This window comes from Demequina flava (genome assembly GCF_000975035.1).
GTDB lineage: Bacteria > Actinomycetota > Actinomycetes > Actinomycetales > Demequinaceae > Demequina > Demequina flava.
Genome location: NZ_BBRA01000001.1, coordinates 1,523,293 through 1,536,890 on the forward strand (window position 1 = coordinate 1,523,293; position 13,598 = coordinate 1,536,890).

Sequence of the window (13,598 nt, forward strand, 5' to 3'; positions counted from 1 at the left end):
CGTGGAGGCAAACTGCCGTGATCAGGCTCGCCGAACGTGTCAGGGCAGGCGGTTAGACTGGAGGGGCGTCGAACAAGCGACGCACTGAGATTCAGCGAGGTAGATGTGCCCACCGGTCGTGTGAAGTTCTTTGACACAGACAAGGGTTTCGGCTTCATCGCCGGCGATGACGGCGCCGAAGTCTTCCTTCACGCCTCGGCGTTGCCCGAAGGCGTGACGTCGCCCCGCAATGGCGCGCGCGTCGAGTACTCGGTTGCCGACGGCCGCCGTGGTCCTTCCGCCCTCTCCGTCACCCTGCTTGACCCGGTCAAGACCGTGTCGCAGGGGCTGCGCAAGAAGCCCGACGAGATGACGGTCATCGTCGAAGACCTCATCAAGATGCTCGACGGTGTCTCAAACTCGCTACGCAAGGGGCACTACCCCGACGCCGCGCGCGGACAGAAGGTCGCTTCTGTGCTGCGCGCCGTCGCCGATCAACTGGAGGCGTAAGCCCATGCCGATGGATGCTGTGCTGGACAAGGCCGTCGACGTCGCGCGTCAGACCGCGATCGAGGTAGCCGATGGCGAGGAGTGGGTTGGCGACCACCTCGGGACGGTTCGCATTGAAGACCGCCTGATCACTCACCAGTTCGCGTGCACGATGCCCGGCTACCGCGGATGGGTTTGGGCCGTAACTGTGTCGCGTGCTCCCCGGGGTCGCGAAGCCGCAATCTGCGAGGCGCACTTGGTGCCTGCCGATGACGCGCTGCTTGCGCCGGCGTGGATTCCTTGGGCCGACCGCATCCGCCCGGGCGACCTCGAGCCGTCGATGGTCATGCCCAAGATCGAGGAAGACCCGCGTCTTGAGCCCGGTTACGAAGCTCATGGTGAGGACGAGGACGCTGCTGAGATTTGGGAACTGGGTTTGGGCCGCGAGCGTGTGCTCGCGCCGCTCGGGCGGGACTCCGCCGCTAAGCGGTGGTACCGCGGCTCGCACGGCCCCAGTGCCTCGAGCGCCGTGGCCTCGACGTCGCCGTGCTCAACCTGCGCTTTTTTTGTGCCGCTGACCGGGTCCATGCGCACCACCTTCGGGGCATGCGCAAACGAGTGGTCGCCATCGGACGGCACTGTCGTTTCCGTTGACCACGGATGTGGAGCACACTCCCAGACTGATGTGGAGCGCCAAAGCACTCGCTGGCCGGATACCGAGCCCGTCTTCGACACCGACGCCGTGACGTCAATGGACATGGCCACGCCTGACCCTGTCGAGGAGCCCGAGCCCGAGCCCGCAGCGCAGGCTGAGTCCACGCCCGAGCCCGAGGACAAGGCGGGCTCCCCTGAGGAGCCCGAGGCAGCTGAGGCGAAGGATGCGCCGGCAGAGGAGACCCAGGCGCCTAAGGGCGAGGAGGCTCCCGAAGCAGTCAAGGCCGGCGCCGGCCCGCAGGGCGACCATATCGAGCCTCCCGTGGTGGCCGATGCCGCAGCCTCAGCTGAGGATCACGCTGGCTGACACCGGTCGCGATGTGCCCACACGCAAGCAACGAGTGTGGGTGATCGCGCGCGGGACGTACATCCCTGCCTTCCTCGCGGAGATCGGCCTGGGTGCCATGCTTCCGCTGTTTGCACTTTCCGTGGTCGCACTCGACCATTCCGCGGCCTGGGCGGCCGCTGTCGTCATGCTCTACTCGGTCGGTCGGATGATCGGCTCGTCCATGGGTGGCCGCCTCACCACAAGCCTTGGGTGTGCTCGCGCAGCGATGGTGGGTCTCGCGGGTCTCGCCGCAGGCGCAATCGTGTGCTGGCTGTCGACGGACTTCGTCGCGCTCGTGGCCGGTGTCATGCTGGCCGGCGCGGGCCACGCCGCCTATCACGTCGCCCGTCAGGGACAGCTCTCCGAAACCGTTCCGACTCACTATCGCGCTAGGGCCCTCACCTCACTTGCTGGCACGTGGAGGATCTCGCACTTCATAGGGCCGCTGATCGGTGCGGGCGTCATCGCAGTGTGGGGTCTGTCGGCTGCGTATGCGTTCGCGGCCCTGACGGTCGTGGTCGGCATGGCAGCACTGTGGGCATCGCCGGGCTGGCATTCACGGGCGAGCGCCGAACCCCGGCCACACGCCTCCATCAAGGACGTCGTCCGCGCCAACACGCGTGTGCTCGCGACTCTCGGCATGGCAGTCATGCTGACAGGGGCTGTGCGCACCGTCCGGGTCGCGGCTATCCCGTTGTGGGCCGAGCACGTCGGTGCCTCGGATTCGACCGTGTCCTTAATCTTCGCGCTGTCGGCGGGCGTGGACATGCTGCTGTTCTACCCGGCGGGCATTGTCGCGGACCGGTGGGGACGTGCATGGACCGCCGTGCCCTCGACCATGCTCATCGCGCTTGGACTGATCGCCCTGCCGTTCACGGAGACGGTCGCGGGCGTCGCTGTCGCCGCCATGGTGCTGGGTCTGGGCAACGGGTGGGGGTCGGGCATCCTGATGACGCTCGGCAACGACGTGGCACCGAAGGTGGGGCGCGACGCATTCATCGGCGTGTGGATGATCCTTCAAGACCTAGGCGGCGTGATTGGTCCCGCCGCAGTGAGCGCCCTCGTGGCGGTCTCATTGCCGTGGAGCCTGTGGATTATTGGCGGAGTAGGCGTGGCGACCTCTGGGGCGCTAGCGGCGTGGATTCCGCCGCGGCCCGTTGAGGAAGCCGGTAAGTCAACGTCGAGTACGCCGTAGCCCGCCAAGGTGCGGGCGACGCGCCTACTGGAAGTTAGCGGTCGAGTACCAGGTGGTGCCGTCGTCCGTGGAGGCCATCCCTGCGCCCATGACTGAATATGCAGGGTTGAGCATATTCATGCAGTGTCCGTAAGACTTCACCCATCCCGAGTGCGCAGTGGCCGCGGCAGCCCCCTGGGACTGGCCAGCGGAGCTGTAACTCACTGCGACATTTTCACCGCCCGCGGGGCGCGACGGGTTGTGGGCAAGGGCGTCAATGGTCGCGTCTGTCGCGGAGTCCTTCGCGGCCATCGACTGCGACCAGGACTGCGCGGCGCTCGCGAGAGAGCCGGACCACGACAACCCCCGGATTCCCAGACGGGCGCGCTCTGCATTGGCGGCGGACAGGAGCCCTTGGGCGCTCGAGGCGCCTGTGGATACGGACGGGGAGGCGCAAAAATCGGCTGGGGTCTGCTTCGCGGGCGCCGGCGCGGGCTTGCTCGGCGTGTCAGTGCCGCCCGACGACGTCCCGCCGGACTGGGCAGACCCGCCCGACGACCCCGAACCGCTTCCCGAAGAAGAAGGAGAGCCTGTAGAGCCGCCGTGACTACCAGAGACTTCGGGCGCTGGCGCGACCGGCTCGGGTGAGGGCTCCGGCGGCAGCGACACCGTGACATCTGGAGTCTTGGCCGCGAAATCGACGGAACCCGTCTGTGCTTCAAGAGGCTCAATGACGGGGGCTTGCGAGGGCCTAACGGAACCGCCTGCGGACTCGCCTTGGGCGGCACTCCCGGAGGCGCTGCCCGCCTGATCCCCATCGCCGCTCCCTGGAGACGATGGCTCCGGCTGAACCCCAGCATCGGCCGGACTCACAACACCGGCCTGCTCAAGGCTCAAGCCTTGCGCGGCGGCGGGCGAAGGCGAAGCGTCTGTCCACCACAGACCCGCAGCGGCGCCGGTCGTGGCGACCACTGCAACCGGGATGGCGGCTAACAGGAGAATTACGAGCGGGGTGCGGCGAGTGGCTGCGGGCTTCTCCTGCGATCCGGTCATGTGGCCAGGTTCTCCATCACGTAGTCGATGCTGCGGGTCAGTGCTGTGACGTCATCGGGATCCACGGCGGGGAACAGTCCCACCCGAATCTGGTTCCGTCCAAGCTTGCGATATGGATCAATATCGACCACGCCTTGAGCCCGCAGTGCGGACGTGATGGCGCTGGCATCGATGGACTCGTCCACATCGATGGTGGCGACAACGCGCGAGCGGTACTCGGTTTCAGTCACGAAGGCCTGAACGCGTGGTGACTGCGCGGCCCATTCGTAGATGCGGCGCGAAGACTCGTCGGTGCGGCTCGTGACGAAATCCATGCCGCCGCCGTCGAGCATCCACTCGAGCTGGGCGCGCATCATCACCAGAGGCGCTAGCGCCGGGGTGTTGTAGGTCTGGTCCTTGCGTGAGTTGTCGACGGCAGTCTGCAGGTTGAGCGTCGCTGGGATGTAGCGGCCGGAGCTCGTGACGCGCGCGATGCGGTCGATGGCTGCGTGGGAGACGAGCGCGAACCAGATGCCACCGTCGGCGCCGAAGCTCTTCTGTGGCGCAAAGTAATAGACGTCCGTCTCGCGGGGGTCCAGGAAGAGGCCACCTGCGGCGGACGTGCCATCGACCACCGTGAGCGCCTCTTGGATTCCCTGGGGACGGCGAACGGGCGCCATGGCACCCGTCGAGGTCTCGTTGTGGGGCCACGCGTAGACGTCGACTCCATCGCGGGCCTCGGGCAGTGCGACGGATCCGGCCGACGCTTCACGCACCTCCGATTCCTCGAGGTGAGGAGCACTTGCGGTTACCTGGGCAAACTTGGAGCCGAACTCTCCGAAGGTGCAGTGCTGAGCCTTGGACTCGACGAGCGAAAATGCTGCTGCGTCCCAGAAGGACGTGGACCCGCCGTTGCCGAGAATGACCTCGTAGCCATCCGGGAGTGAGTAGAGCTCGGCAACCATGCGTCGCACGTCGCCCACGAGCGACCGCACAGGCATCTGACGGTGTGACGTGCCAAGGATGTGCGGCTGCGCGTCCACAACTGCCTGGACCTGGGCGTCGCGCACCTTGGACGGACCGGAACCGAAACGGCCGTCGCGGGGCAAAAGTTCAGCGGGAATCGTGAGATCGCTCGACATGGGTTCAGCGTACTGGGAGCGCACCTGGCAGACTTGCGCCTGTGCATCTGATCAGCCCCGTCCTTCGCGACTACGCGTGGGGGACCCACGAGGACATCCCGCAGCTGCTGGGAGTCAAGCCCCCAGGCGGTCCGGTCGCTGAGGCTTGGTGGGGTGCGCACACGTCAGCCCCGTCGGGCTCGGTGGGACGCGAATCCGTTGCCTTGGACGAGCTGATCGCTCGTGATGAAGAGGCAATGCTCGGTCATGAAGCGTCGAAGCGGTGGGGCGCTCGGCTCCCGTATCTGCTGAAGATCCTTGCGATCGACAAGCCGTTGTCGCTGCAAGTCCACCCCACACTCGCGCAGGCCCGTCACGGTTTTGCGCTCGAGCAGCGGGGGACAGGCGGCCTGCCGCATCAGTTCGTCGACCCGTTCCATAAGCCGGAGATGGTCGTCGCGGTGACGCCGATGGTGGTCCTCGCGGGAGTGCGCGAGGTCGCGGACACTGCCGCAGACTTGCGAGCGCTCGGTACCAGCCGCGCCGCTGGACTCGCATCAGCACTGGAGAACGAGGGCGAGGTCCGGGACTTCATTCGCGGCGCGCTCACTGGGGGCGTGGACGATGAAACTCTTACAGCGCTCGCGGAATTAGGGGGCGCGGCAGAGCCGGGAAGCTCGTTGGCTGCTGCGGCAAACGCCCTGAGCCACTTCCCAGGTGACCCGGGAGCAATTGTCGCTCTGGGAATGAACTGCGTGCAGTTGGCGCCCGGCGACGCCGTTTTTGTTGGCGCCGGTGTGCTCCACTCGTACCAATCGGGCATGGGCCTTGAAATCATGGCCAACTCCGACAACGTGGTGCGCGCAGGGCTCACGCCCAAGCAGGTCAACGTTCCACTCCTGTTGAAACTGCTCGACCCTAAGCCTTGTGCTCCGCAGGTGCCGGTAGTGCGTGCCGATGGTGCCGCGCGGCATCTGGTGACCACTGCGGAGGAGTTTGCGCTCACGATTGTCAACGACGGCAAGGTGGCGGTCGCACCCGCGCCTCGGATCGTCCTGTGCTTTCGGGGAACCGCCACGCTTCAGGTCGGTGAGCACACGCTCCACCTGGAGCGCGGGCAGGCGGCGTTCGTGCCACATTCCGATGGTGATCTGACGGTTGCGGCCGACGGGGGCGCCGTGATCGCGCGCACCCCGATGGAAGGTGAACGGCCGTTAACGCACCCGCACTAGGGTGGCGATATGAGCGAACGCATTGCCGTTTTCGGCACCGGATACTTGGGCGCTACCCATGCTGCGGGCATGGCCGAACTTGGCCATGAGGTCATTGGCGTCGATATCGACCCAGACAAGATCGCACGCCTGTCGCGCGGCGAGGTGCCGTTCTATGAGCCGCACCTTCCCGAACTGCTGCGCAAGCACGTCGACTCCGGTCGCCTTCGCTTCACCACCGACGTGGAGACGGCTGCTGAGTTCGCCGATGTCTTCTTCATTGGAGTTGGCACACCCCAGGTGAGCGGCGGGTACGCCGCAGACGTCTCGCAGGTGGAGTCCGTCATCGAGACGCTTGGACCCCTGCTGACCCGCCCGGCGGTCATTCTTGGCAAGTCCACTGTCCCCGTCGGTACCGCCGAGCGTCTCGCGCAGCGCGTGCGCGATGTCGCACCAGCGGGCTCCGACGTCGACCTGGGTTGGAACCCCGAGTTCTTGCGCGAGGGATTCGCGGTGAAGGACACGCTTCAGCCAGACCGCTTGGTCCTGGGAGTCGACCGCGCGCGCCCTGGCCGCATCGAGGAAGTCGCTCGCCGTGTCTACGCCGCCATGCTCGAGCGCGACACGCCTTTCCTCGTCACTGACTATGCGACGTCGGAACTGGTGAAGGTGAGTGCCAACGCGTTCCTTGCCACCAAGATCTCTTTCATTAACGCCATCGCAGAGGTATGCGAAGCCACGGGCGCGGATGTGCGGGACCTGGCCGATGCCATCGGTCACGATGAGCGCATCGGCCGGAAGTTCCTGGGAGCAGGGCTGGGCTTTGGTGGCGGGTGCCTTCCGAAGGACATCCGCGCGTTCCAGGCGCGCGCCAACGAACTGGGCGTCGACCAGGCACTCGCATTCCTGCGTGAGGTCGACGGCGTGAACCTGCGCCGGCGTGAGCACGCTGTGACGCTCGCGGAGCGCTTGGTGGGAGGCCTGGACGGCGTGCGCATCGCGGTCCTCGGCGCGGCTTTCAAGCCCGATAGCGACGACATTCGGGATTCGCCGGCGCTTGACGTGGCCGGGACGCTTCACCTGCGGGGTGCCGAGGTAGTCGTTCACGACCCCGAGGCGAACGAGAACGCTGCGAAGATTTGGCCCACGTTGAATTACGTCGACGACCCGCTCGAGGCGTGCCGCAAGGCGGAACTCGTCATCGTGGCAACGGAGTGGAAGCAGTTCCGCGCGCTGAACCCGTCAGACCTCAAGAGTATTGTGGCGACACCGCGCGTGATCGATGGGCGTAACTGCCTTCCATCCCAAGAGTGGATCGACGCGGGCTGGGAGTATCGAGGAATGGGGCGTCTAGCCGGATGAGTGACCTGATCGACACCACGGAGATGTATCTGCGGACCATCTACGAGTTGATTGAAGACGGTGTGGTGCCCATGCGGGCACGTATCGCTGAGCAACTCGACCACTCCGGGCCAACGGTGTCGCAAACGGTCGCACGCATGGAGCGCGACGGCCTCGTCGTCCTTGCTCCCGACCGTCACCTGGAACTCACGGACCATGGCCGCGAGCTCGCGATGCGGGTCATGCGCAAGCACCGCCTGGCCGAGCTGCTCCTGACAGATGTCATTGGTCTCGACCTCCCCTATGTGCACGACGAAGCCTGCCGGTGGGAGCACGTCATGAGCGACCGCGTTGAGCGGCGCTTGGTCGAGATGCTCGGAGACCCGACCCGGTCGCCCTATGGCAACCCCATCCCGGGTTTGGATGAGCTCGGCATGCGTGTCGCACCGACAGCAGAAGGCGAAATTTCGCTCGAAACGGCCGCACACCAAAATTTGGGACAAATATTACTTACGAGGATCGGCGAGGGTCCGCAGGCCGCCGAGGGGTTCCTCGATGAAGCCGTGCGATTTGGACTCGTGCCAGGAGCGACGGTTGCGGTCGAGGAGGGGTCCCAGGGGGTGACTGTCACCGTCGCCGGGGACACCTTGGAGCTCACTGATGTGGCCGCGAGGCACATCTTTGGAGTTTCCGACTTGGCGAATCGTCACGATTAGGTAACATGGTTCACTAGTAACCAGAGGAATTGACCTCGTCAGGTCCCTGTTGGATGGCACTCGGAGTTCCCTCCGGGACAGCAGGAAGGCCAGGAACAACGACGCGCCATGAGATTTACGACGCGCGGAAGGAACACAGCATCTTGAGGTATGGATACATGCGCGCTAAGACGCGTGCCGTGGCAGCTACAGCTGGCGCCGCACTTGTCGTAGTGCCCCTCACGGGAGCCGCTGCGGCCGCTCTCGTCACACAGGACGTCACCACTACTCCCGCCAACAACTCGGCCACCGCCGAGCTGCTCGAGGAGACCGCCGCCGCGGCAGACATCGCGGCCACCGTGACCGCCGCGGATGATGCTGACTACAGCGTTGACACCCCGGATGTGGAGTACTCGGCTAACCCCGAGCCCGTCGTCACCCCTGACCCCGTAGAGACCACGTCGAACTCGACGTCGACCTCCACCTCGTCAGAGTCGACTTCCACGTCGAACTCGACGCGCACCGTGTCGAACTCGGCATCGGTGTCGGCAGCGATCTCCGGATCCGCCGTTATCGCTGAGGCTTCCAAGTACGTAGGCGTGCCCTACGTCTCGGGTGGCTCGTCGCCGTCCGGCTTCGACTGCTCGGGCTTTACCTCGTACGTCTACGGCCAGCTCGGCATTTCGCTGCCCCGCTCGTCCGGTGCGTACTACAACGTCGGCACCGTCGTGTCGAGCCCGCAGCCTGGCGACATCATCGTCACGCCGGGTCACGTCGGCATCTACGCCGGACCGAACCTGCAGATTGACGCGCCGCGCCCCGGCAAGTCGATCCAGTTCCGTTCGATCTGGCAGTCGAACCCCACGTACGTTCGCGTGACCGGCTAAGCGCCACTCACGTTTCACCGCGGCCGCCGCTCCCCTCGGGGAGCGGCGGCCGTTGTCGTTTCCAGGGGCTGCCAGCCTAGGTTCGATGTTCCTAGCCGGGCCGATGCTCGGTCAAGCCGGGCAGCCGAGGCGCAGCCTGGCGTCGGGATCCCTCACGGGCGGCTGCGAAACGATTCGAAGTTGAAGCGCGGCGACGGTTAGAGTGAACTCATGCGTAGCAACGATGTGAGCCGTCTGGGCCGTTCCGTATCCGCTATTGGCCAGGGGTGTTGGCAGCTCGGGGGTGACTGGGCCGAGGTCGGAGACGACACCGCCCAGGAGGTCCTCCACGCCGCGGCGGACTCTGGCGTCACGTTCTTTGACACGGCCGATGTGTACGGCACCGGTCGCTCCGAGCGGGCCGTTGGCGCGTTCTTGGCGGACCGCAAGGACGCCGGCATCATGGTGGCGACCAAAATGGGCCGCCTCGCCGATCCCCACGTGCCCGAGGCCTACAACCTCGACAACTACCGTCGCTGGACTGACAGCTCGCGCGAGAACCTCGGCGTTGAGACTCTCGACCTGGTGCAGTTGCACTGCCCGCCCACCGCGGCCTTCGACATTCCGCAGATGTACGACGACCTGCGCACGCTCGTGGCCGAGGGGCGCATCGCGAAGTGGGGCGTGTCCGTCGAGACGACCGACGAGGCCATGCGTGCGCTCGAGGAGCCTGACCTGGCGACCATCCAGATCATCCTTAACGTCTTCCGTCGCAAGCCCCTGGACCGTGTCCTGCCCGCTGCCAATGCGGCAGGCGTCGGCATTATTGCCCGCGTGCCCCTGGCATCGGGCCTGTTGTCCGGAAAGTACGACGAGCACACGACGTTTGCGCCCGAGGACCACCGCACGTGGAACCGTGACGGTTCCAAAATGGAGATTGGCGAGACCTTCGCAGGTGTTCCGTTCGAGGTTGGCGTTGAGGCTGCCCGCGAGGTCGCCGCAGTGACTCCCGAGGGTTGGACTACGGCTCAGCTCTCGCTGGCGTGGATCATCGCCGTGGGCGCCGCCACCGTGATCCCTGGCGCGTCGCGCCCGCAGCAGGCGCGCGACAACGCCGCAGCCGGATCTCTCCCGGGTCTCGACGAGGCCACGCTGGCCGAACTCAAGCGCATCTACGACGAGCGGATTGCGCAGCACGTCGCTCACCGTTGGTGATCTCCAGAGACGACTGAAGAAGTGCCTGGTGCGAGGTTTCCCCCTCTCCTCGCTCAGGCCTCCCGGGGCTCCGTGTGCGCGCGTGCGGTCGATGGCGGCGTATGAGCGCATACGGAGCCAATGCGGGTACCCTTATCGGTGCCCCCAGCGCCTGTAGCTCAGGGGATAGAGCACCGCTCTCCTAAAGCGGGTGTCGGCAGTTCGAATCTGCCCAGGCGCACCGACTCTCCGGTGGACTACTGATCGAGCCGGAACGCCTCGCGCAGCATTGCGCGCACATGCCCAGGGATGTCCAGCTCGCCTGGGTGGAGCCCGTTGTAGAGCTGCATCCCGTCCCAGGTGGCGATGATGAGCGCAGCGCGCTCGTCGGGGTCCATCGGGTCAACCGGCGCGTCGCCCTCACTCGCCTGGCGGCGGATCGTGAAGGCGATCAAGGTCTTGAGAAGCTCGTGTCGTTGCTGCATGGACTCGCGGGCGGGATGCCCGTCTGTCGCGGCCTCCGCAGACAGGAGGGATAGCAGCTGCATGAGCCCAGGTGCGTCTTCATTGCGTCGCGCGGTGTCGACGATCGCGTCGGCGACAAACTCGACGGTGATTTCGCCGGGCAGCTCCTGGGGCATGCTGCGCTTGTCGTGCCACTCGATCACGGCCAGCAGCAGCGCAGTCTTATTGCCGAAGTGGTGCAGCAGCGTTGAGTGGTCGACGCCGGCCTCGCGCGCGATGGCCCGCAGGGACGTGCCGTGGAAGCCCGTGACGGCGAACGCCTCGGCCGCGCTTTCGACGATGGATTGCTTTGTGGCGCGCCCCGTCGCATAGCCGCTGCTGCGCGGTGAATCTACTGTGTCCTCCGCCATCCGGCCCTCCCGGTTGTGGTCTCGATCACAAAATTTCCACCAAGTGGTGGAGGTCTGTTATCGTCGTCTGACATTTCCACCACCCGGTGGAACTTGAGCCTAGGGTACGGCTGATGGACACCGCAGACAACCGACGACGCTTGACCAGCGAGATGACGCTGACGCAAAAGGCGTCACTGATGTCGGGCGCGAACTTCTGGAACACGGAGTCGCTCGATCAGCCGCGCGTGCCCTCGATCATGCTCACCGATGGGCCTCACGGTCTGCGCAAGCAGGGCGGCGCCGCCGACCACCTCGGACTGAATGCCTCCCTGCCTGCGACGTGCTTTCCCACCGCCGCGGGCATTGCCAACACGTGGGACCTCACACTCGCGCAGCGCATCGGCGAGGCCCTCGGTGCCGAGGCCGCCGCAGAAGAGGTGGGCGTCCTCCTCGGACCCGGTCTCAACATCAAGCGCAACCCGCTCGCGGGCCGCAACTTCGAGTACTTCTCCGAGGACCCCTACCTCTCTGGAGCGCTCGCGGCGGCGATGATTCGCGGTATCCAGTCGCAGGGCGTGGGAGCCAGCGCCAAGCACTTCGCGGTGAACGCTCAGGAGACGCATCGCATGTCGATTGACGAGGTCGTCGATGAGCGCGCGCTTCACGAGATTCACCTCGAGGGCTTCCGCATCGCCGTGATAGAGGGCGAGCCCTGGACTGTCATGAGCTCGTACAACAAGGTCAACGGCACCTATGCGAACGAGCACCGCGAACTCCTCGATGACATCCTGCGTCAGCAGTGGGGATTCGATGGCCTGGTGGTCACCGATTGGGGCGGCAACAACGACCGCCTTGCGGGGCTCGTCGCCGGCAATGCGCTCGAGATGCCGTCGGCCGATGGAGTGACGGATCAGGAGATCGTCGCCGCGATCGAGGCCGGCGACCTCAACGAGTCTGTGCTCGACCAGCGCGTTGATGAGGTCTTGACCCTCGCCGCCCGAGTCGGCGCGACGAGCCCGATGGCAGACGCCGCGCAACGGGCCATGCACGACCGCCACCACGAACTCGCCGTCGAAGCCGCCCGCCGCAGCGCAGTCCTCTTGCGCAACGACAACGCCGCCTTGCCGCTCGGCGTCGAGTCCGGTCGCATCGCGGTCATCGGCGACTTTGCCGAGACGCCCCGCTACCAAGGCGCAGGCAGCTCGCTCGTGAAGCCCACCCGCGTCGACAGCCCCCTTGAGTCGCTGCGCGCGACGGACCTCGACATTGTTGGCTTCGAGCCCGGCTTCAGCCGCCGCGACGGCAGGTCGACGACGAAGCGCCGCCGCGCGCTTGATCTGGCTCGCAAGGCCGACACCGTGCTCGTCTTTCTCGGGCTCGACGAGTCCGCGGAGGCCGAGGGCGTGGATCGCGCGCACATGCGCCTGGCCGCCAACCAGCTCGACCTTGTCAACGACCTCCTCGCCCTCAACACTCGGATCGTTGTCGTGCTCGCCGGCGGCGCGCCCGTCGAGCTGCCCTTCGCAGATGACGTTGACGCAATCCTTCACGGTTACCTGGGCGGGCAGGGTGGCGGACGCGCGATCGCCGATCTGCTTACAGGTGCGGCGAACCCCGGCGGAAGACTCGCCGAGTCCTACCCGCTGACCTACGACGACGTCCCGTCCGCGGCTCACTTCGCAGAGTTTGAGGCGACGGCAGAGCACCGCGAGTCGATCTACGTGGGCTACCGGTACTACGACAAGGTCGGCGCACCCGTGCGCTACCCGTTCGGCCACGGGCTGAGTTACACCCAATTCGAGTACAGCGACTTCCGGGCCGATGCTCGGGTTGCTGCGATCAAGGTCCGCAACAGTGGATACCTGGCTGGGACTGAGGTGGTCCAGTTGTACGTCGAGGCGCCAGACAAGGCCGAGGGTGAGATTCGCGCGGCGCGCGAGCTCGCGGGCTTCGCCACGGTCACGCTCGAGCAGGGGGAGAGCGCCACCGTCGAGATTCCGTTGCGCGAGCACGCCTTCAGCGTCTACGACACGCAAGAGCGCCAGTGGCGCACGGTGGGCGGGACGTACACCGTGCTGGCCGGGGCCTCCTCGCGCGACATCCTCCTGGCCGCGGCCCTACACATCGATGGCCAGCCTTTGCCCCAGGTGGAGCGCGCCCTCGCTCCCTACGCCACGGGCCACGTTGCAGACGTCACCCCCGGCCAGTTTGGGGACCTGCTGGGCCGCCCCCTGCCGCCCCGCGATTGGTCGCGCAGCGAACCACTCACGCGCGCCAGCATCATCGCCCAGTGCCAAGGCCGCGGCGGCTTTGCCTCCGTCCTGCACGGCGGGGTCACAGCATCGGCCCGGGTCCTCATGGCGCTTGGGCGCGTCAATGCCGCCAACAACACGCACTTCGTGCTCGATCTGCCGTTCCGTTCGGTCGCACGCATGAGTGCCGGTCGCATGGATGACGCGATGCTCGATGGTCTTCTCACCATGGTCGATGGCTCGTTCTGGCGAGGCTCCCGCGACCTGCTTTCTTCATGGCGTGCCCACCGACGGCGTGCACGCACCGTTCACCACCATCACCACCCAGTACCAAAGGAGGGCTGA

At 66.1% G+C, this 13,598-nt stretch carries 12 protein-coding genes and 1 tRNA gene; 10 read left to right on the forward strand and 3 right to left on the reverse strand.

The genetic code is table 11. The features are described from left to right. Positions 1–105: 105 nt before the first annotated feature. From AOP74_RS07165 to AOP74_RS07175, 3 genes are read left to right on the forward strand one after another with little or no spacing between them, the layout of a single operon-like run. On the forward strand, positions 106–489 hold the full coding sequence (locus AOP74_RS07165; protein WP_061961607.1) for a cold-shock protein: 384 nt from the start codon (positions 106–108) through the stop codon (positions 487–489). Between the two features lie 4 nt (positions 490–493). Beyond that, a complete protein-coding gene (locus tag AOP74_RS07170) occupies positions 494–1,489 on the forward strand; it encodes a DUF3027 domain-containing protein (RefSeq protein ID WP_082096089.1) in 996 nt (331 codons plus the stop codon). Next, complete coding sequence (locus AOP74_RS07175) at positions 1,455–2,705, forward strand: MFS transporter (RefSeq protein WP_061961608.1); 1,251 nt, start codon at positions 1,455–1,457, stop codon at positions 2,703–2,705. The genes AOP74_RS07170 and AOP74_RS07175 overlap by 35 nt, the downstream gene beginning before the upstream one ends. Before the next feature lie 24 nt (positions 2,706–2,729). Here AOP74_RS07175 and AOP74_RS07180 read toward each other — a convergent pair whose 3' ends face one another. Next, entirely contained in the window at positions 2,730–3,737 is a 1,008-nt protein-coding gene (locus AOP74_RS07180) for a CAP domain-containing protein (RefSeq protein WP_061961609.1), read from the reverse strand. Then, positions 3,734–4,858 carry a phosphoserine transaminase gene (gene serC, locus AOP74_RS07185; protein ID WP_061961610.1) on the reverse strand — a complete coding sequence of 375 codons (1,125 nt, stop codon included), beginning with the start codon at positions 4,856–4,858 and terminating at the stop codon, positions 3,734–3,736. The genes AOP74_RS07180 and serC overlap by 4 nt, the downstream gene beginning before the upstream one ends. A gap of 41 nt (positions 4,859–4,899) precedes the next feature. Here serC and manA point away from each other — a divergent pair, with 41 nt between their 5' ends. The 6 genes from manA to AOP74_RS07215 all read left to right on the forward strand — a co-directional run bounded on the left by manA (position 4,900) and on the right by AOP74_RS07215 (position 10,385). Then, on the forward strand, positions 4,900–6,069 hold the full coding sequence (gene manA, locus AOP74_RS07190) for a mannose-6-phosphate isomerase, class I (protein WP_061961611.1): 1,170 nt from the start codon (positions 4,900–4,902) through the stop codon (positions 6,067–6,069). A gap of 9 nt (positions 6,070–6,078) precedes the next feature. Beyond that, entirely contained in the window at positions 6,079–7,410 is a 1,332-nt protein-coding gene (locus tag AOP74_RS07195; RefSeq protein WP_061961612.1) for a UDP-glucose dehydrogenase family protein, read from the forward strand. Then, positions 7,407–8,105 (forward strand): metal-dependent transcriptional regulator, encoded by a 699-nt coding sequence (locus AOP74_RS07200; protein WP_061961613.1) that lies wholly within the window; start codon positions 7,407–7,409, stop codon positions 8,103–8,105. The genes AOP74_RS07195 and AOP74_RS07200 overlap by 4 nt, the downstream gene beginning before the upstream one ends. Before the next feature lie 158 nt (positions 8,106–8,263). Continuing rightward, complete coding sequence (locus tag AOP74_RS07205) at positions 8,264–8,971, forward strand: C40 family peptidase (protein WP_236683745.1); 708 nt, start codon at positions 8,264–8,266, stop codon at positions 8,969–8,971. A gap of 210 nt (positions 8,972–9,181) precedes the next feature. Continuing rightward, the gene (locus tag AOP74_RS07210; RefSeq protein WP_061961614.1) at positions 9,182–10,165 is read left to right on the forward strand and encodes an aldo/keto reductase; all 984 of its coding nucleotides are present in this window, start codon (positions 9,182–9,184) and stop codon (positions 10,163–10,165) included. A gap of 147 nt (positions 10,166–10,312) precedes the next feature. Next, positions 10,313–10,385: transfer RNA gene (locus AOP74_RS07215), tRNA-Arg, on the forward strand. Between the two features lie 16 nt (positions 10,386–10,401). Here AOP74_RS07215 and AOP74_RS07220 read toward each other — a convergent pair. After that, positions 10,402–11,019, reverse strand: a complete 618-nt coding sequence (locus tag AOP74_RS07220) for a TetR/AcrR family transcriptional regulator (protein ID WP_061961615.1) — start codon at positions 11,017–11,019, stop codon at positions 10,402–10,404. Between the two features lie 113 nt (positions 11,020–11,132). Between AOP74_RS07220 and AOP74_RS07225 the strand changes: the two genes are divergently transcribed. After that, the gene (locus tag AOP74_RS07225; protein WP_082096092.1) at positions 11,133–13,598 is read left to right on the forward strand and encodes a glycoside hydrolase family 3 C-terminal domain-containing protein; all 2,466 of its coding nucleotides are present in this window, start codon (positions 11,133–11,135) and stop codon (positions 13,596–13,598) included.